Source organism: Pseudomonas sp. W22_MBD1_FP4 (genome assembly GCF_052113765.1).
Lineage (GTDB): Bacteria > Pseudomonadota > Gammaproteobacteria > Pseudomonadales > Pseudomonadaceae > Aquipseudomonas > Aquipseudomonas sivasensis.
This window is the reverse complement of sequence record NZ_JBGQOI010000003.1, coordinates 71,134-87,826: the sequence shown is the minus strand read 5'-3', so window position 1 is coordinate 87,826 and position 16,693 is coordinate 71,134. Positions and strand designations below refer to the sequence as shown.

General features: G+C 63.1%; 18 protein-coding genes. 17 read left to right on the top strand and 1 reads right to left on the bottom strand.

Annotated features, from left to right (window positions below; translation table 11 throughout):
• Positions 1 to 7: 7 nt before the first annotated feature.
• Genes ACEN2T_RS05585 through ACEN2T_RS05505 form a run of 17 tightly spaced genes read left to right on the top strand, consistent with a single transcriptional unit; the run spans position 8 to position 15,498 of the window.
• Positions 8 to 262 carry an acyl carrier protein gene (locus ACEN2T_RS05585; protein WP_003187949.1) on the top strand — a complete coding sequence of 85 codons (255 nt, stop codon included), beginning with the start codon at positions 8 to 10 and terminating at the stop codon, positions 260 to 262.
• The gene (locus tag ACEN2T_RS05580) at positions 259 to 804 is read left to right on the top strand and encodes a hypothetical protein (protein ID WP_442116427.1); all 546 of its coding nucleotides are present in this window, start codon (positions 259 to 261) and stop codon (positions 802 to 804) included. Before ACEN2T_RS05585 ends, ACEN2T_RS05580 begins: the two co-directional genes overlap by 4 nt.
• Positions 801 to 2,471 (top strand): ApeI family dehydratase, encoded by a 1,671-nt coding sequence (locus tag ACEN2T_RS05575; RefSeq protein ID WP_442116426.1) that lies wholly within the window; start codon positions 801 to 803, stop codon positions 2,469 to 2,471. The genes ACEN2T_RS05580 and ACEN2T_RS05575 overlap by 4 nt, the downstream gene beginning before the upstream one ends.
• Positions 2,464 to 3,198 (top strand): glycosyltransferase family 2 protein, encoded by a 735-nt coding sequence (locus ACEN2T_RS05570; protein WP_095186112.1) that lies wholly within the window; start codon positions 2,464 to 2,466, stop codon positions 3,196 to 3,198. The genes ACEN2T_RS05575 and ACEN2T_RS05570 overlap by 8 nt, the downstream gene beginning before the upstream one ends.
• Positions 3,195 to 4,130 carry an LpxL/LpxP family acyltransferase gene (locus ACEN2T_RS05565; RefSeq protein ID WP_122756635.1) on the top strand — a complete coding sequence of 312 codons (936 nt, stop codon included), beginning with the start codon at positions 3,195 to 3,197 and terminating at the stop codon, positions 4,128 to 4,130. Before ACEN2T_RS05570 ends, ACEN2T_RS05565 begins: the two co-directional genes overlap by 4 nt.
• Complete coding sequence (locus ACEN2T_RS05560; protein ID WP_032890318.1) at positions 4,114 to 5,655, top strand: HAL/PAL/TAL family ammonia-lyase; 1,542 nt, start codon at positions 4,114 to 4,116, stop codon at positions 5,653 to 5,655. The genes ACEN2T_RS05565 and ACEN2T_RS05560 overlap by 17 nt, the downstream gene beginning before the upstream one ends.
• A complete protein-coding gene (locus tag ACEN2T_RS05555; RefSeq protein ID WP_032890316.1) occupies positions 5,648 to 6,073 on the top strand; it encodes an acyl-CoA thioesterase in 426 nt (141 codons plus the stop codon). The genes ACEN2T_RS05560 and ACEN2T_RS05555 overlap by 8 nt, the downstream gene beginning before the upstream one ends.
• Positions 6,070 to 6,660, top strand: coding sequence for an outer membrane lipoprotein carrier protein LolA (locus tag ACEN2T_RS05550; RefSeq protein WP_095186114.1), 591 nt, complete (start codon positions 6,070 to 6,072; stop codon positions 6,658 to 6,660). The genes ACEN2T_RS05555 and ACEN2T_RS05550 overlap by 4 nt, the downstream gene beginning before the upstream one ends.
• Positions 6,650 to 8,962, top strand: coding sequence for an MMPL family transporter (locus ACEN2T_RS05545; protein ID WP_032890312.1), 2,313 nt, complete (start codon positions 6,650 to 6,652; stop codon positions 8,960 to 8,962). The genes ACEN2T_RS05550 and ACEN2T_RS05545 overlap by 11 nt, the downstream gene beginning before the upstream one ends.
• A 33-nt stretch (positions 8,963 to 8,995) precedes the next feature.
• Entirely contained in the window at positions 8,996 to 10,243 is a 1,248-nt protein-coding gene (locus ACEN2T_RS05540) for an NAD(P)/FAD-dependent oxidoreductase (RefSeq protein WP_081797837.1), read from the top strand.
• The gene (locus tag ACEN2T_RS05535) at positions 10,240 to 10,974 is read left to right on the top strand and encodes a class I SAM-dependent methyltransferase (protein WP_032890309.1); all 735 of its coding nucleotides are present in this window, start codon (positions 10,240 to 10,242) and stop codon (positions 10,972 to 10,974) included. The genes ACEN2T_RS05540 and ACEN2T_RS05535 overlap by 4 nt, the downstream gene beginning before the upstream one ends.
• A complete protein-coding gene (locus ACEN2T_RS05530; RefSeq protein ID WP_032890308.1) occupies positions 10,971 to 11,453 on the top strand; it encodes a hypothetical protein in 483 nt (160 codons plus the stop codon). Before ACEN2T_RS05535 ends, ACEN2T_RS05530 begins: the two co-directional genes overlap by 4 nt.
• The gene (locus ACEN2T_RS05525; protein WP_122753836.1) at positions 11,450 to 12,616 is read left to right on the top strand and encodes a beta-ketoacyl-[acyl-carrier-protein] synthase family protein; all 1,167 of its coding nucleotides are present in this window, start codon (positions 11,450 to 11,452) and stop codon (positions 12,614 to 12,616) included. Before ACEN2T_RS05530 ends, ACEN2T_RS05525 begins: the two co-directional genes overlap by 4 nt.
• The gene (locus ACEN2T_RS05520; RefSeq protein WP_032890304.1) at positions 12,613 to 13,074 is read left to right on the top strand and encodes an ApeP family dehydratase; all 462 of its coding nucleotides are present in this window, start codon (positions 12,613 to 12,615) and stop codon (positions 13,072 to 13,074) included. The genes ACEN2T_RS05525 and ACEN2T_RS05520 overlap by 4 nt, the downstream gene beginning before the upstream one ends.
• A complete protein-coding gene (gene fabG, locus ACEN2T_RS05515; protein ID WP_032890302.1) occupies positions 13,071 to 13,799 on the top strand; it encodes a 3-oxoacyl-ACP reductase FabG in 729 nt (242 codons plus the stop codon). The genes ACEN2T_RS05520 and fabG overlap by 4 nt, the downstream gene beginning before the upstream one ends.
• Complete coding sequence (locus ACEN2T_RS05510) at positions 13,799 to 15,025, top strand: beta-ketoacyl-ACP synthase (protein WP_099583773.1); 1,227 nt, start codon at positions 13,799 to 13,801, stop codon at positions 15,023 to 15,025. Before fabG ends, ACEN2T_RS05510 begins: the two co-directional genes overlap by 1 nt.
• Positions 15,026 to 15,051: 26 nt before the next feature.
• On the top strand, positions 15,052 to 15,498 hold the full coding sequence (locus ACEN2T_RS05505) for a hypothetical protein (RefSeq protein WP_032890299.1): 447 nt from the start codon (positions 15,052 to 15,054) through the stop codon (positions 15,496 to 15,498).
• A 279-nt stretch (positions 15,499 to 15,777) separates the two neighbouring features.
• Here the strand turns inward: ACEN2T_RS05505 and ACEN2T_RS05500 are convergent, their stop codons facing one another.
• Positions 15,778 to 16,671, bottom strand: coding sequence for a LysR family transcriptional regulator (locus ACEN2T_RS05500; protein ID WP_099602019.1), 894 nt, complete (start codon positions 16,669 to 16,671; stop codon positions 15,778 to 15,780).
• Positions 16,672 to 16,693 lie beyond the last annotated feature (22 nt).

The window sequence follows — 16,693 nt, the reverse complement described above, 5'->3', positions numbered from 1 at the left end:
CCGGACCATGCAAACTCGTGACGATATTTTCAACACCCTGCGCGATGCCTTGGTGGAACTGTTTGAACTACCCCCAGAGCGCGTCACCCTTGACGCCAACCTGTATCAGGACCTGGAAATCGACAGCATCGATGCCGTAGACCTGATCGACCATATCAAGCGCCAGACCGGCAAGAAGATTGCCGCCGAAGAGTTCAAGGCCGTGCGCACAGTGAACGACGTGGTAGAGGCGGTGTACCGTCTGGTCCAACCCGCCGCATGAGCCGGCTGATCGGCCTTGGCCTGCTGTTGGCGGGGCTGCTGTACCCCTTTGCGGTGTATTACGGCACTGAGCATTTTGCGCCGTGGCAATTCGGGCTGCTGCTGGGCAGCCTCTGGCTGTTGCGCGCGTTCGTCGGCGCATCACGTCCCGGCAGTCGCTGGATGGCGTTGGCGATGATCGTGTTTTGCCTGTTACTGGCTTGGTTCGACAGCCCGCACTTGCTGCGCTGGTACCCGAGCCTGGTCAGTGCCTTCATGCTCGCGCTGTTTGGCCTGAGCCTGAAATACGGCCCGCCGATGGTGGAGCGCCTGGCACGCATGACCGACCCGGAGTTACCGCCCAACGCGATTGTGTATACCCGCCAGGTCACCGTGGTGTGGAGTGTGTTTTTTCTGTGTAATGGCCTGCTCGCTGCCGCCCTAACCTTGTGGGCGCCACTGAGCTGGTGGACGTTGTACAACGGCCTGATCGCCTACGGATTGATGGGGCTGTTGTTTGCCGTGGAATGGCTTGTACGACAAAGGGTTCGAGGCCGCATATGAATGGGTTGAAACTTGAGCACTTGCTGCTTGAGCCGCTGCAACAGCGTTTGGTGACCACCGAACCTGCAATGAATCACGCCCAGCTGTGGGAACAATCACTCGGCCTGGCCGCGGGACTGCAAGCGCGCGGTATTCGGCGTCTGGCGGTGCACCTGGAAGATGCCGGCGTGCTGGCGATCGCCCTGCTGGGCGCCTGGCGCGCAGGGGTCAGCGTACTGCTTCCCGCCGATCTGCAGCCCCAGACCCGCCAACGCTGGGCCGATGCCGTCGACGCCTGGCTGGTCGAACCCGCCGATCTCGACGCGCTGTACCAGGCGCCGTTGCCTGCTGCCGCGCTCGACCTGGACACGTGCCAACTGAGCCTGTGCACCTCCGGTTCCAGCGGCGAGCCCAAGCGTATCGACAAAACCCTGCGCCAATTAGCCAACGAGGTTCAAGCGCTGGAAGCCTTGTGGGGTGCGGACCTTAAAGACGCCTGCATCATCGGCAGCGTCGCCACCCAGCACATCTACGGGTTGCTGTTCCGGGTGCTGTGGCCGTTGTGCGCCGGTCGTACCTTTGTGCGCAAGCAACTGGCCTTTCCCGAAGACTTGCAACGCGCCAGCCGCGAACACCCTCAATTTTCCTGGGTGGCCAGCCCGGCACTGCTCAAACGCATGGGCGACAACCTCGACTGGCCCGCGCTGAGCCAGGTGTCGCGAGTGTTCTCTTCCGGTGGCGCCTTGCCCGTCGAAGCCGCCGCCAGTCTTTACGAGCGCTTGCACCAATGGCCGACGGAAATTCTCGGCAGCTCGGAAACCGGCGGCATCGCCTGGCGCCAGGGCGCGCAACCCTGGCAGCCGTTTGCCGATGTGCAACTGAGCCAGGACGCCGACGGCGCTCTGCGCATCGCCTCGCCTTACCTGCCAGCAGGGCATATCGAACAGACCGCTGACGCTGCACATATCCATGCCGATGGTCGCTTCGAGCTGCTGGGTCGCCTTGACCGCATCGTCAAGCTGGAAGAAAAACGCATCTCCCTGCCGATGCTGGAACAAGCGCTGATGGCCCACCCATGGGTCGCGGAAACGCGCCTGGGCGTGGTGCAAGAAAACCGCGCGTCACTCGGTGCCCTGGTGGTATTGAGCGCCGAAGGCCTACACGCCCTGCGCAACCAGGGCCGCCGCAGCCTCACTCAAACCCTGCGCCAGCATCTGAGCCAGCATTGCGAAGCCCTGGCCCTGCCCCGTCGCTGGCGCCTGCTGCGACAGTTGCCGTTGAACGCCCAGGGCAAACTGCCCCAGGCCGATGTGGCCGCGCTGCTGCTGGCGCCACGGCCAAAGGCGCCGGAGGTGTTGGGGCAGATCGAAGCCGATGGCGAATGGACCGTGCAACTGAGTGTGCCGCCGGACCTGGCCTACTTCAGCGGGCACTTCCCGGTCACCCCCGTGCTGCCGGGCGTGGTGCAAGTGGAATGGGCGTTCAACCTGGGCCAGCACCTGCTCGACCTGCCCGCGACCTTTGCCGGGATGGAAGTGCTCAAGTTCCAGCAACTGATACGCCCCGGCGATCGTATCGAATTGCACCTGCGCTTCGACCAAGAGCGCGGCAAGCTGTATTTCGCCTACCGCAACGGCGTCGCGGCCTGCTCCAGTGGGCGGATTCTGCTGGAGACTGTCGATGCATAACCCCTGCGCCCTGATCCCGGTCTACAACCACGAAGCCGCCGTGCCCGCCGTGGTCCAAAGCCTGTTGAACAGCGGCCTGCCCTGCCTGTTGGTCGACGACGGCAGCAGCCCGGCGTGCGCGGCGGTGTTGGCGCAATTGGCGACCCTCAATAACGTGACTCTGCTGACCCTGCCACACAACCAAGGCAAGGGCGGCGCGGTCATGGCGGGTTTCCGCGAAGCTGCACGCCTTGGCTATTCCCACGCCCTGCAAGTGGACGCCGACGGTCAGCATGATTTGCGCGAAGTCGAAACGTTTGTCGATACCTCGCGCAGGCACCCCGACGCTATTATCTGCGGCTACCCCGAATACGATGAAAGCGTGCCCAAAGGCCGCTTGTACGCGCGCTACCTGACCCACGTGTGGGTGTGGATCAACACGCTGTCGCTGCAGATCCGCGACTCGATGTGCGGCTTTCGCGTCTACCCGCTGACACCGGTGCTGGCGCTGATGGACTCGGCCTACATCGGCACGCGCATGGACTTCGACTCGGACATCCTGGTGCGCCTGGCATGGCGTAATCAGCCGATGCGCTGGCTGCCGACGAAAGTGCATTACCCCACCGACGGCCTGTCGCACTTTCGCCTGTTCCACGACAACGTGCGTATCAGCGCCATGCATACGCGGCTGTTTTTCGGCATGTTGGTGCGCGCGCCGATGATCCTGTGGCGACGGTGGAAGGCATGAGCGACAACACGCAACACTGGGCCGACCGCGAAGAACGCGGCAGCTACTGGCTGATGAAATTCACCGCCTTCGCGGCCAAAATCCTCGGCCGACGCCTGCTGAGCCCGGTGCTGTACGGCATCGTGCTGTACTTTTTCCTGTTCGGCCGAAGCGCGCGCCAGAGCGCCTGGCAATACCAGCAGCGCCTGGCCGAATGGAGCGGGCGCGATGAGTTACGCCCCAGCCACCGCAAAGTATTCGGCCAGTTCATGGCCTTTGCCGATTCCCTGCTCGACAAACTCGACGTGTGGAACGGCAAGCTGCGCCTGGAACAAATCGAAATCAACGACCCGGCGAAACTACGCGGGCAACTGCGCGGCGAGCGCGGCCAGATGCTGGTCGGCGCACATTTGGGCAACCTCGAAGTGTGCCGCGCGCTGGCGGAAATCGGCGAAAAGGTCACCATGAACGTGCTGGTGCACACCAAGCACGCCGAACAATTCAACCGCCTGTTGGGCGAAGCCGGGGCGAGTCATCTGCGCCTGATCCAGGTCAGCGAGCTGGACCCGGCGACGATGTTGCTGCTGAGCCAGCGCCTGGACGAGGGAGAGTGGCTGGCGATTGCGGGCGACCGCGTGCCGCTGCACGGCGGGCGCACGGTGCGCGTGGATTTCCTCGGCCATGACGCCGCATTCCCCCAAGGCCCGTGGCTGCTGGCCGGCCTGCTCAAATGCCCGGTCAACCTGCTGATGTGCCTCAAGCACACTGGGCGTTATCGCCTGACTATCGAACCGTTCACACCCTTGATCGAATGGAAGCGCAGCACCCGCGAGCAGGTCATCGCTCAGTGGACCTCACGCTACGCCGCACGCCTGGGCCAGTTCTGCCTGGAAGCGCCCCAACAATGGTTCAACTTTTACCCTTTCTGGAAGACCGATGACGACGCATCTTGAGCCGGTAACCTTTGGCGAACGCCCCCTGCGCATCGAAGACGTGCTGGCCCTGGCCAACCGCCAGGCGCCCACCCAGTTGCAGGGCGACGCCGCGTATCGCCAGCGCATCGCCAAAGGCGCGCAGTTCCTCGACTCGCTGCTAGACAAAGAAGGCGTGATCTACGGCGTGACCACCGGCTACGGCGACTCGTGCGTGGTCGCAGTGCCGTTGCAACACGTCGAGGCCCTGCCCCGTCACCTGTACACCTTCCACGGTTGCGGCCTGGGTAAATTGCTCGATGCACAAGCCACCCGTGCCGTGCTGGCCGCGCGGTTGCAGTCGTTGTGCCACGGCGTTTCAGGCGTGCGCGTGGAGTTGCTGGAGCGCCTGCACGCGTTCCTCGAACACGACGTGCTGCCGTTGATCCCGGAAGAAGGTTCGGTGGGTGCCAGCGGTGATCTGACGCCGCTGTCCTACGTGGCCGCGACCCTGTCCGGCGAGCGCGAGGTGATGTTCCGTGGCGAACGTCGCCAGGCCGCCGACGTGCACCGCGAGTTGGGTTGGGACCCGCTGGTTTTACGTCCGAAAGAAGCCCTGGCCCTGATGAACGGCACCGCCGTGATGACCGGCCTCGCCTGCCTCGCCTTCGCCCGCGCCGACTACCTGCTGCAACTCGCCACACGCATCACCGCGCTCAACGTGGTCGCGCTGCAAGGCAACCCGGAACACTTCGACGAGCGCCTGTTCGCCGCCAAGCCGCACCCTGGGCAGATGCAAGTCGCCGCCTGGCTGCGCAAAGACCTGGCGATTGACGCGCCGACCGCGCCGCTGCATCGCCTGCAGGATCGTTATTCGCTGCGCTGCGCGCCCCACGTGCTCGGCGTGCTGGCGGACAGCCTGAACTGGCTGCGTTCGTTTATCGAGATCGAGCTGAACAGCGCTAACGACAACCCGATCATCGACGCCGAAGAAGAACGCGTGCTGCACGGTGGGCACTTCTACGGCGGGCATATCGCCTTTGCCATGGACAGCCTCAAGACCCTGGTGGCCAACGTAGCTGACCTGCTCGATCGCCAACTCGCGTTGCTGGTTGACGTGCGTTACAACCACGGCCTGCCGAGCAACCTGTCTGGCGCGCCAGCCGACCGCGCGATGATCAACCATGGCTTCAAGGCCGTGCAGATCGGCACCAGCGCCTGGACCGCCGAAGCGCTGAAAAACACCATGCCGGCCAGCGTGTTCTCGCGCTCCACCGAGTGCCACAACCAGGACAAAGTCAGCATGGGCACCATCGCCGCCCGCGATGCAATTCGCGTGTTGGAGCTGACCGAACAGGTTGCCGCCGCCACCTTGCTCGCCGCCAACCAAGGTGTGTGGCTGCGCGCCCAGGCCGAGGATGCGCGGGCGCTGCCACCGGCGTTGGCCGCCATGCATGAGGAACTGGCCAAGGACTTCCCGCCGGTGATCGAAGACCGCGCCCTGGAAGGCGAACTGCGCCTGTGCCTGCAACGCATCGCCGAGCAACACTGGAGGCTGCATGCGTAGCCCCGGCGTACTGCACTGCGACACCGAAATCCTCGTGCCATTTTTCGACGTCGACACCATGAACGTGGTGTGGCACGGGCACTACGTGAAGTATCTGGAAGTGGCGCGCTGCGCGCTGCTGGACAAGATCGGCCACAACTACACAGCGATGCTCGAAGCCGGCTATGCCTGGCCGGTCATCGACATGCAACTGCGCTACGTGCGCGGCGCGGTGTTCGGCCAGACGATTAACGTGCGCGCCAGCCTGGTGGAATGGGAGAACCGCTTGAAGGTCAATTACCTGATTACGGACCTGGCCAGCGGCGAGCGTTTGACCCGCGCCACTACCGTGCAAGTGGCGGTGGAGATGGCCAGCCGCGAGATGCAGTTGGCCTCACCCAAAGTGTTCACAGATGCGGTCGAGAGGGCCTTGGCATGAGAGCGATCATCCTGTTTGTGGGCCTGCTGCTGAGCGTCAGCGCACACGCCTTCGACCTGCAACAACTCAGCGATCAGTTGGCAAAACCTTCCGTGATCCACGGCAGCTTCACCCAGGAAAAACACCTGCGCGCCCTGCCACAGCCCTTGGTCAGCAAGGGTACTTTCGTCCTCGCCAAAGACCACGGCCTGCTATGGCTGCTCAAAACCCCATTGCAACAGGACTACCGCATCAGCGCCCAAGGCATCGCCCGGCGTGAAGCCAATGGCTGGCAGACACTGCCAAACAAGAGCGCCGGTGCCGAGCAGAACCGGTTGTTCCTCGCCGTACTCCAGGGCGACAGCAGCGGCTTGCAGCGGGATTTCGAGCTGCAACTGCAAGGCGAGGCTACGCAATGGAAGCTGACGCTGATCCCTCGGTCGCTGCTGCTGAAACAAGTGTTCACCCAGATCAATATCGACGGCGGCGCGCTGGTGCAAAAAATCGAACTGCTGGAAACCCAAGGTGACAGCACCGTACTGCGCATGCAGGACAGCACCGCCGAACAACCGTTGAGCGACGCGGAGCAACACGACTTTGCCCAGTGAGCGCCTTTTACCGCGCCTGTTCCTTATCCTGCTGGTGGCGGTGCTGGCCCTGGCCGGCTGGCAGTGGCGCCACGGTGCGCCGCTGTCGGCCAACCTGATGGAACTGGTGCCGGGCAGCACGCCGAACGCCTTGGAACTGCAAGCCGAACAGCGCATGCAGGAACCGCTGAACCGCGAGATGCTGGTACTGGTGGGGCATGCCGACCGCCAGCAAGCGGTGGCTGTGGCGCAACAGTTGGGCGAGCGCTGGCAGGCCAGCGGTCTGTTTGAAAAGGTGCAGTGGAACCTGCAAGCCGACTTGCCGGCACTGCGCGAGCAATTGCTGCGCGGCCGTTTGGCGATGCTTTCAACCAAGGACCGCGAGCAACTGATTGAACACCCCGACGCCTTTATCCAGCAGCGCGTGCAGGCGCTGTTCGACCCGTTCACCGGCTTCAGCCTGGTGCCGAGCCAGGATGACTGGCTGGGCCTGACCGGACGCATCCAGAACAGCCAGCCGCAACGTGGCTCGGTGCAGTTGGATATCGGCAGCGGCGCGTTGATCGCCGATGCCGACGGCAAAAGTTGGGTGTTGCTGCGCGCGCGCACCACCGGCAATGCCTTTGATATGAAACTGCCGCTGCAAGTAGCGGATTTGCTCCAGGCCAGCCGTGAACAGGCCGGCCAGCAAGGCGCGCAACTGCTGGCGGCCAGTGGTTTGTTATACGCCGCCAATGGTCAGCAGCAGGCCACACGGGAAATCACCTGGGTCGGTGGCGGCGCGACCGTGGGCATCCTGCTGTTGCTGTTGCTGGCGTTCCGCCGATGGCGGGTATTGCTGGCTTTCGTGCCGGTACTGGTGGGCATGCTGTTTGGCGCCGTGGCGTGTGTGGCGCTGTTTGGCCATATGCATGTGATGACCTTGGTGCTTGGCTCCAGCTTGATTGGCGTCGCGGTGGATTACCCGCTGCACTACCTGTCAAAAAGCTGGAGCCTCAAGCCCTGGCGCAGTTGGCCGGCGTTGCGCCTGACCCTGCCAGGGTTGAGCCTGAGCCTGGCTACCAGTTGCATCGGTTACCTGGCGCTGGCCTGGACGCCGTTCCCGGCGCTGACCCAGATCGCGGTGTTCTCCGCGGCGGGCCTGGTCGGTGCGTATCTGTCGGCCGTGTGCCTGTTGCCGGCATTGCTCAAGGGCGTCGAACTGCGTCCGGCGCAATGGCCGTTGCGTATCGCCGAATGCCTGTGGCAGATTCGCGCCGCGTTGCTCACGCGCGTGCCGAGCCCGGTGCTACTGGCGCTGGTGTTGCTGTTTTGCGCCGGTGGCCTGTGGCAGCTCAATAGCAAAAACGATATCCGCCAGTGGATCGGCGCGCCGCCGCAGCTGCTGCAAGAAGCCCAGGCCGTGGCGCGCATCACAGGTTTCCAACCCACCAGCCAGTTTTTCCTGGTGCGCGCCGAGAATCAACAGCAATTGCTGGAGCGCCTAGCCGCGTTGGGCCAGCGCCTGGATCAATTGGTGAATATGGACAAGCTCCAGGGTTACCTGGCGCTCAATCAACTGGTCAACCTGCCCGCCGAGCAGCAACAACTGCGCGAAGCACTGAACACACTGCCACAGCATTGGCAGCCGCTGCTGGACCTCGGCGTGCCGGCCAGCGCCCTGCAAGCTGAAGTTGCGCAGTTGCAAGCGCTGCCCACCGAAGACATCGACGCGGCACTGGCAGGCCCGATGGCCGAACCCTGGCGCACACTGTGGCTCGGCCCGGTGGACGGCGGTGTTGCCGCGATGGTCAGCCTGCAAGGTCTGAACAACCCAGCGCTGTTGCGGGTACAGGCCGTGGACTTGCCGGGCGTGCAGTTGGTGGATCGCCTCGGTGATCTGAACCGCGTCTTCGCCGCCACCCAGATCAGCGCCGCGGAACTGAAATTGATGTCGTGCGTGCTGATCGTGTTGCTGCTGATCCTGCCGTTTGGTTTCGGCGGCGCCCTGCGCATCGTTGCACTGCCATTACTCGCCGCACTGTGCAGCCTGGCCAGCCTCGGTTGGCTGGGCCAGCCGCTGACGTTGTTCAGCCTGTTCGGCTTGCTGCTGGTGACGGCGATCAGCGTCGACTACGCGATCCTGATGCGCGAGCAGATCGGCGGTGCCGCCGTGAGCCTGCTGGGTACACTGCTTGCGGCGCTGACAACGTGGTTGTCGTTCGGCCTGCTGGCGGTGTCCAGCACGCCCGCCGTGAGTAATTTCGGCTTATCGGTCAGCCTGGGCCTGGCATTCAGCTTTATGCTGGCGCCCTGGGCTGGCCATCAGAAACACGCCTTATGAATCGGATTATCGCCATAGCGGCAAGGAGCCCTCGTGCCCACAGTTGAAATGGAACGTCGCCAGGTTGTCGTGATTGGTGCCGGCCCGTCCGGCGCCATCGCCGCCGCGCTGCTCAAGCGCAAAGGGCATGATGTATTGATCATCGAGCGCCAGCATTTTCCACGGTTCTCGATCGGCGAAAGCCTGCTGTCCCACTGCATCGACTTTATCGAAGAAGCTGGCATGCTCGACGCCGTGCAGGCCGCCGGCTTCCAGGTAAAAACCGGGGCAGCGTTCGCCTGGGGCGAGCGTTACAGCGCCTTTGACTTCAGCGACACCTTCAGCAACGGCAAGCCGACCACCTTCCAGGTGCAGCGAGGCGAGTTCGACAAGTTGCTGGCCGACCAGGCGGCATTGCAGGGCGTGGAGATCCGCTACGGTGAAACCATCGTCGGCGTGGATTTTGCGGGCGATAGCCGCTACCTGCATGTGCGCCGCGAAAACGGCAGCGAGTACCACATCAAAGCCAAGTTCGTGCTCGATGCCAGCGGCTATGGCCGCGTGCTGCCGCGCCTGCTGGATCTGGAAGCGCCGTCGAATTTCCCGGTACGCCAGGCGGTGTTCACTCATGTTGAAGACCGCATCGAACACCCAGGTTTCGACCGTACCAAGATCCTGGTAACCACTCACCCGACCAAACGCGACATCTGGTTCTGGACCATTCCGTTCAGCAATGGCCGGTGCTCGGTGGGCGTGGTCGCGGCCAAGGAGCACTTCGACGGCCGCGACGCTGACCTGGACGCCTGCCTGCGCGGCTTTATCGACGAAACTCCAAGCCTGTCCGGCGTGCTGAACAACGCGGTGTGGGACACGCCAGCGCGCACCATCGGCGGCTACTCGGCCAACGTCAAAACCCTGCACGGCCCGGGCTTTGCCCTGCTGGGCAATGCGGCGGAATTCCTCGACCCGGTGTTCTCCTCCGGTGTGACCATCGCCATGCGCTCAGCGAGCATGGCGGCAGCCCTGCTGGACCGTCAGCTCAAAGGCGAAACAGTGGACTGGCAAACCGAATTTGCCGCACCGTTGAAGCGCGGCGTCGACACCTTCCGCTGCTACGTCGAAGGCTGGTACGCGGGGACATTCCAGGATGTGATTTTCCACCCTGAAAGCTCGCCGGAGATTCGTCGCATGATCAGCGCGATCCTCGCAGGCTACGCGTGGGACGAGCGTAATCCTTTTGTCAGCGAGCCCAAGCGGCGGTTGCGGATGTTGTCGGAGATTTGCGCGAGTGAACCGACATGACATCTCAATACCTGAGTAAAAACTACGTCGAAGAAACCAAATTCGGTTTGTGGTTCCTGCGCAGCCACACCTGGCAGCACCATGTGCTGCGCGTGGCGATCAACGACCTGCGCAGCCTGTTCACCGACCCACTGCCCGAAGCGCCGGTATTGCTCGACGCCGGCTGCGGCCAGGGCAAGTCCTTCCAGTATTTGCAGCAGGTGTTCGCCCCCGAGCGCCTGATCGGGCTGGACGCAGACCCTCATAGCCTGGAATTGAGCAAGGCTGAAGCCACGCGCCAGGGCCTGGCCATCGAGCTGATCGGCAGCGACTGCGCCACCCTCGATGTGCCAGACGAGAGCGTCGATATCCTGTTCTGCCACCAGACCTTCCATCATCTGGTCGAACAGCATCGCGCACTCAAAGAGTTTTACCGAGTGCTCAAGCCGGGAGGCTATTTGCTGTTTGCCGAATCCACCGAAGCCTATATCGACACTTGGGTGATCCGCTGGCTGTTCCGCCACCCCATGCATGTGCAGAAAAGCGCCGAAGAATACCTGGAGATGCTCCGCGAGCAGGGCTTTGAATTCGGCCCACAGAACGTTTCCTACCCGTACCTGTGGTGGAGCCGTTCCAGCGACTTCGGCCTGCTGGAGCGCTGGGGCCTGCGCAACCCGCCGCCGGTGGGCCAGCGCGAAGAAACCCTGGTCAACTGTGTGGCGCGCAAGCCTCTGGCGAGTTGCGCACCATGATGCGCAGCCTGTTGATCGGTTGCCTGCTATTGCTGAGCGCCTGCGCCAGCCAGCCGCCGTTGCCGGAAAAAACGCCCGCGCTGGCGTTGCCAATGCAACTGCATGTGCAGCGCCATGCAGATGGACAGAGCCAGGATTGGTTCCTGGTGGTCCAGCGCGAAGGCAGCGCAATCCGCTGGTCGATGATGGACCCGCTGGGCATCCCGCTGGCCCGGCAAAAACTGATCGATGGCGCCTGGCAGGCCGACGGCTTGCTGCCGCCCAATCCCCAGGCGCGGGAGCTGTTCGCCGCCCTGCTGTTTGCCCTGGCCTCAGCCGATGACGTGCGCGCGCTTTACCCCAGCGCCCAGGCAAGGGGCCTCACACGTACCCTGCCGGGGCATTGGCAAATCGTCTACCAATCCTCAGAAGTCTTCAGTGTGACCATGACCGGCCAACCCTTGAGCTACCGCATTACACCGCTCGGTGCCGCCCAATGACCGCCTACCTCAACGCCCTCGGCGTGATTTGCGCCCTTGGTCGCGGTCAGGAGCACGTCAGCCGCAGCCTGTTTGCCGGTGACTGTTCAGGCATGCGCGCCGAAAGCGGTTGGGTGCCGGAGCGCGTGTTGCCGGTCGGCAGTGTGCACGGCGAGCTGGCAACCATCCCGGTAGAACTCGGCCAACAGAGCAGCCGCAATAACCAACTGTTGCTGGAAGCGGCTTTGCAGATCGAGAACGAGATTCGTCAGGCGATCCACACCTACGGCGCCTCGCGCGTTGGCGTCGTGCTGGGCACCAGCACCTCGGGCATCGACGAAGCCAGCCGCGGCATCGCCCTGTACCTGCGCGACAAGCACTTCCCCTGCGACTACGACTACCAGCAACAGGAACTCAGCGCCCCGGCGAACTTCCTCGCCGACTGGCTGCAACTGAGCGGCCCTGCCTACGTGATTTCTACCGCGTGCACCTCCAGCGCCCGCGCCCTGATGAGCGCCCAGCGCTTGCTTGATCTGGGGGTGTGCGATGCGGTGATCTGTGGCGGCGTGGACAGTTTGTGCAAGCTGACCCTCAATGGTTTCAGCGCGCTGGAAGCCGTCTCGAATGAGCGTTGCAACCCTTTTTCGGCGAACCGCAACGGCATCAATATCGGCGAAGCGGCGGTGCTGTTTGTGATGAGTAAAGCGCCGGCACCGATTGCCTTGCTGGGCAGCGGCGCCAGCTGCGACGCACACCATATCTCCGCGCCCGAACCTACCGGCAAAGGCGCGTTGCAGGCGATGCGCAAGGCCCTGGCCAGCGCAAAACTGGCACCGGAGCAGATCGGTTACCTGAACCTGCATGGCACCGCCACACAGCACAACGACGCCATGGAAAGCCTGGCCGTCGCCAGCCTGTTCCCCGAAGGCGTGGCCTGCTCATCCACCAAACCCATGAGCGGCCACACCCTCGGCGCCGCCGGTGCGCTGGAAGCGGCCTTCTGCTGGCTGAGCCTGACTCACGGCCGCGTCCCACCCCACATATGGGACGGCCAGGCCGACCCCGCGTTGCCCGCCTTGCAATGGGCACGCAGCGACGAAACCTTGGGAAAAACCTGCCTGATGAGCAACTCGTTTGCCTTCGGCGGTAATAACGTCAGCCTGATTATCGGAGAGGCCCCATGACCAACTGGCCACTCGCCGAGCTGCTGCCTCACGCGGGCGACATGATCCTGATCGAACACGTGCTGTCGTTCGACGAAGAGCAGATCCACACCCGTCTCACCGTCAAGCCTGGCGGCCTGTTCAACCGCCCTGACGGCAGCCTGCCGGCCTGGGTCGGCATCGAGTTGATGGCGCAGAGTGTCGCCGCCTACGCCGGTTGCCGCGCACGCCAAAGGGGCGAGGCGGTGGAACTGGGCTTCCTGCTCGGCACACGCAAGTTCGAATGCAACGTGGAACACTTCCCGGTGGGCGCCGAGCTGAACATCCACGGCCTGCGCTCCCTGGAAGACGACAACGGCATGGGTGTGTTCGAATGCCACCTGACCGGCGACGGTATCCAGGCTAGCGCCCGCTTGAACGTATTTCGACCGCCCCAGGCGGCCAATTATTTAGAAGAATCGAAGGACGAAACGCCATGACTGAATCCGTACTGGTCACCGGCTCCAGCCGTGGCATCGGCCGCGCCATTGCCCTGCGCCTGGCCCAGGCCGGCCATGACATCGTGCTGCATTGCCGCAGCGGCCGTGCCGAAGCCGATGCAGTGCAAGTCGAAATCGAAGCCCTTGGCCGCAAGGCACGGGTGCTGCAATTCGATGTGGCGGATCGTGCGACCTGCAAGGAAATCCTTGAGGCCGACGTCGAGCAACATGGCGCCTACTACGGCGTGGTGCTCAATGCCGGGCTGACCCGCGACGGAGCGTTCCCGGCCTTGTCGGAAGACGATTGGGACGTGGTGATGCGCACCAACCTGGATGGTTTCTACAACGTGCTGCACCCGGTGATGATGCCAATGATTCGCCGTCGCGCAGCCGGGCGTATCGTGTGCATTACCTCGGTGTCGGGGCTGATCGGCAATCGCGGCCAGGTCAATTACAGCGCCTCGAAAGCCGGCCTGATCGGCGCGGCAAAAGCCCTGGCCATCGAGCTGGGCAAGCGCAAGATCACTGTCAACTGCGTAGCCCCCGGCTTGATCGACACCGCGATGCTGGATGAAAACGTACCGGTGGAAGAGCTGATGAAAATGATCCCGGCACAGCGCATGGGCACTCCCGAAGAAGTCGCCGGCGCGGTGAATTTCCTGATGTCGGCCGAAGCCGCCTATATCACCCGCCAGGTGTTGGCCGTCAATGGAGGCTTGTGCTGATGAAACGTGTAGTCGTCACCGGCATGGCCGGCATGACCTCCCTGGGCGGAGATTGGGCGACCATCTCCGCCAACTTTCGCGCCAACCGCAGCGGCATTCGGCGCATGGACGAGTGGGACCGTTTTACCGAACTGAACACGCGCCTGGCCGGCCCTATCGACGATTTCGTCGTGCCGGCCCACTGGACCCGCAAGCAGCTGCGCAGCATGGGCCGTGTCTCGCGCCTGGCGGTATGGGCGGCGGAGCAGGCATTGCAGGACGCCGGGTTGCTCGGTGATGAGTCGATCAAGGATGGGCGCATGGGTGTGGCGTGTGGTTCGTCCACCGGCAGCACCGATGAGATCAAGGCGTTCGGCAATATGCTGCTCAATTCTGTGGCCGAGGGGCTGAACGCCAACTCCTATGTACGGATGATGCCGCACACCACGGCGGCGAATATCAGCATCTTTTTTGGCCTGACTGGGCGGTTGATCCCAACGTCCAGCGCCTGCACCAGCGGCAGCCAGGGCATCGGTTATGCCTATGAGGCGATCAAATTCGGCCGCCTGCCCTTGATGCTCGCCGGCGGCGCCGAGGAGCTGTGCCCCACCGAAGCCATGGTGTTCGACGCGCTCTACGCCACCAGCCTGAAAAACGACGCCCCGCAAACCAGCCCACGCCCCTACGACAGCGGCCGCGACGGCCTGGTGATCGGCGAAGGCGGCGGCATGCTGGTACTTGAGGAGCTGGAACACGCCCTGGCGCGGGGTGCACATATTCACGCGGAACTGGTCGGCTTCGGCAGCAACGCTGACGGCCAGCACACCACCCGCCCGGAACAGAAAACCATGCGCCGCGCCATGGAGCTGGCCCTGGAAGACGCCGGACTCACACCAGACGCGATTGGCTACGTGAACGGACACGGCACCGCCACCGATCAAGGCGACATCGCCGAGACCCTGGCCACCAGCAGCCTGTTCGGCAAGCGCATGCCCATCAGCTCGCAAAAAAGCTTCCTCGGCCACACCCTCGGGGCGTGCGGGGCGCTGGAGTCGTGGTTCAGCATCGAGATGATGAACCGCAACCAATACGTGCACACCTTCAATCTGGAGTCCGTCGACCCGCAGTGCGGGGAGCTGGACTACCTGCAAGGTGAATTCCGCGAGATGCACCACGACTACGTGATGAACAACAATTTTGCGTTTGGTGGCGTGAATACGTCGCTGATCTTCCGCCGCTGGTCCTGACTTTTTAAACGATTGGAGAATACGGAATGTCTTCCTTGCTACGCGTCACCCTGATCACCCTGGCGCTGTTGACCACTGCCGGCTGCACCAGCAAACCGGTCCTCAACACCCAGCACGACCTGCCGGCGAACGCCCAGGTCAGCGAAGAAAAAATGAAGACGGTTATCGTCAACGCCCTGCAAAAACGCGAGTGGAACGTGCAACGCCTGAGCCCGCAACTGGTGCAGGCCGAGATCACCGTGCGTAACCAGTACTACGCCGCCATCGACATCCGTTACACCCGCAACAGTTACGCCATCACCTACCGCGACAGCCGCGAGCTGGGCTACAAGGACGGCAAGATTCATCGCAACTACAACCGCTGGGTGAACAACTTGGACAGCGACATCATGGCGGGCTTGCGCAGCAATGGTGTGAGTAGTGAGGCAGGGTCGGCGGCGCAGTTGTTTGAGCAAACCGGGACCACCAAGTAAAACCGAGACTCCGTGGGGAGCGGGCAGTGCGAGGCCGCCCAATAAAGACGCGGGTATTTTTCTGTTAGAACTCAACGTCTGGTTTTGGGGCTGCTGCGCGGCCCAGCGCGGGACAAGCCCGCTCACCACAAGCGTCTCGTTTTCTCAGGTTATGTTTTAGATACCTATCGGGAGCGAGCCTCCTCCCGCACTTGAACCGAGCACGCCCGGCAACGCTTGGCCGTCAAGGGAACAAGCTCCCTCACCACATTTTCGATGAAGCATTGCAACCTATGCACATCAGTGGGTGGCCTTAAGCGTCAACAACTCCACAAACGCCTTCGCCATCGGCGTCTGCGCGCCCTTGCGCTGTACCAGCCATACCGAGGTCACCGCCTCCGGGTCCAGTAAGGTGCGATACACCACTCCATCAATGCGGATGCGCTGGTAAGACGCCGGCAGCACCGACACGCCCAACCCCGCCGCCACCAGGCCGATGATGGTCATCGCCTCGCCCGCTTCCTGGGCGAAGTGCGGGCTGAAGCCAGCGTCGCGGCACAGGCTGAGCAGTTGGGCATACAGGCCGCTCCCATAGCTGCGTGGGAAAAACACAAACGGCTCGTCAGCCAACTGCGCCAGGTGCAAGCCACGCTCGCTGCCATCCACCAATGGGTGACCGGCACTCAAGACAGCAACCAGGGGTTCGCGCATCAGCTCGATCACACTCAACGAATCCGGCAATGGCAAGGGACGCATCAACCCCACCTGAATCGACTCATCCACCAGCGACTCGGCCACTTCGGTGCTGCTCATTTCCTGCAGGTTCAAGTGCACCGCCGGGAAGGCCTGGCGAAACGCGAAGATCGCCTGGGGAATGCTCGCGTTGAAGGGCGCTGACGAGGTGAAGCCTATCTTCAACTCCCCCAGCTCACCCAACTGCGCCCGCCGCGCGACGTCCGCCGCCTTGTCCACCTGGGCCAGCACCAACCGCGCTTCGTGCAGGAACAGGCGCCCCGCCTCGCTCAGCTCAACCCGACGATTGGTACGCTCAAATAACCGCGCGCCAACCTCCTGCTCCAGCGCCTGGATCTGCTGGCTTAGGGGCGGTTGCGAAATGCCCAGCACCTGCGCGGCCCGGCCAAAGTGCAGCTCTTCGGCAACAGCGATGAAGTACCGCAGATGACGCAATTCCATACAAACCCCATTAGGTCGTTAA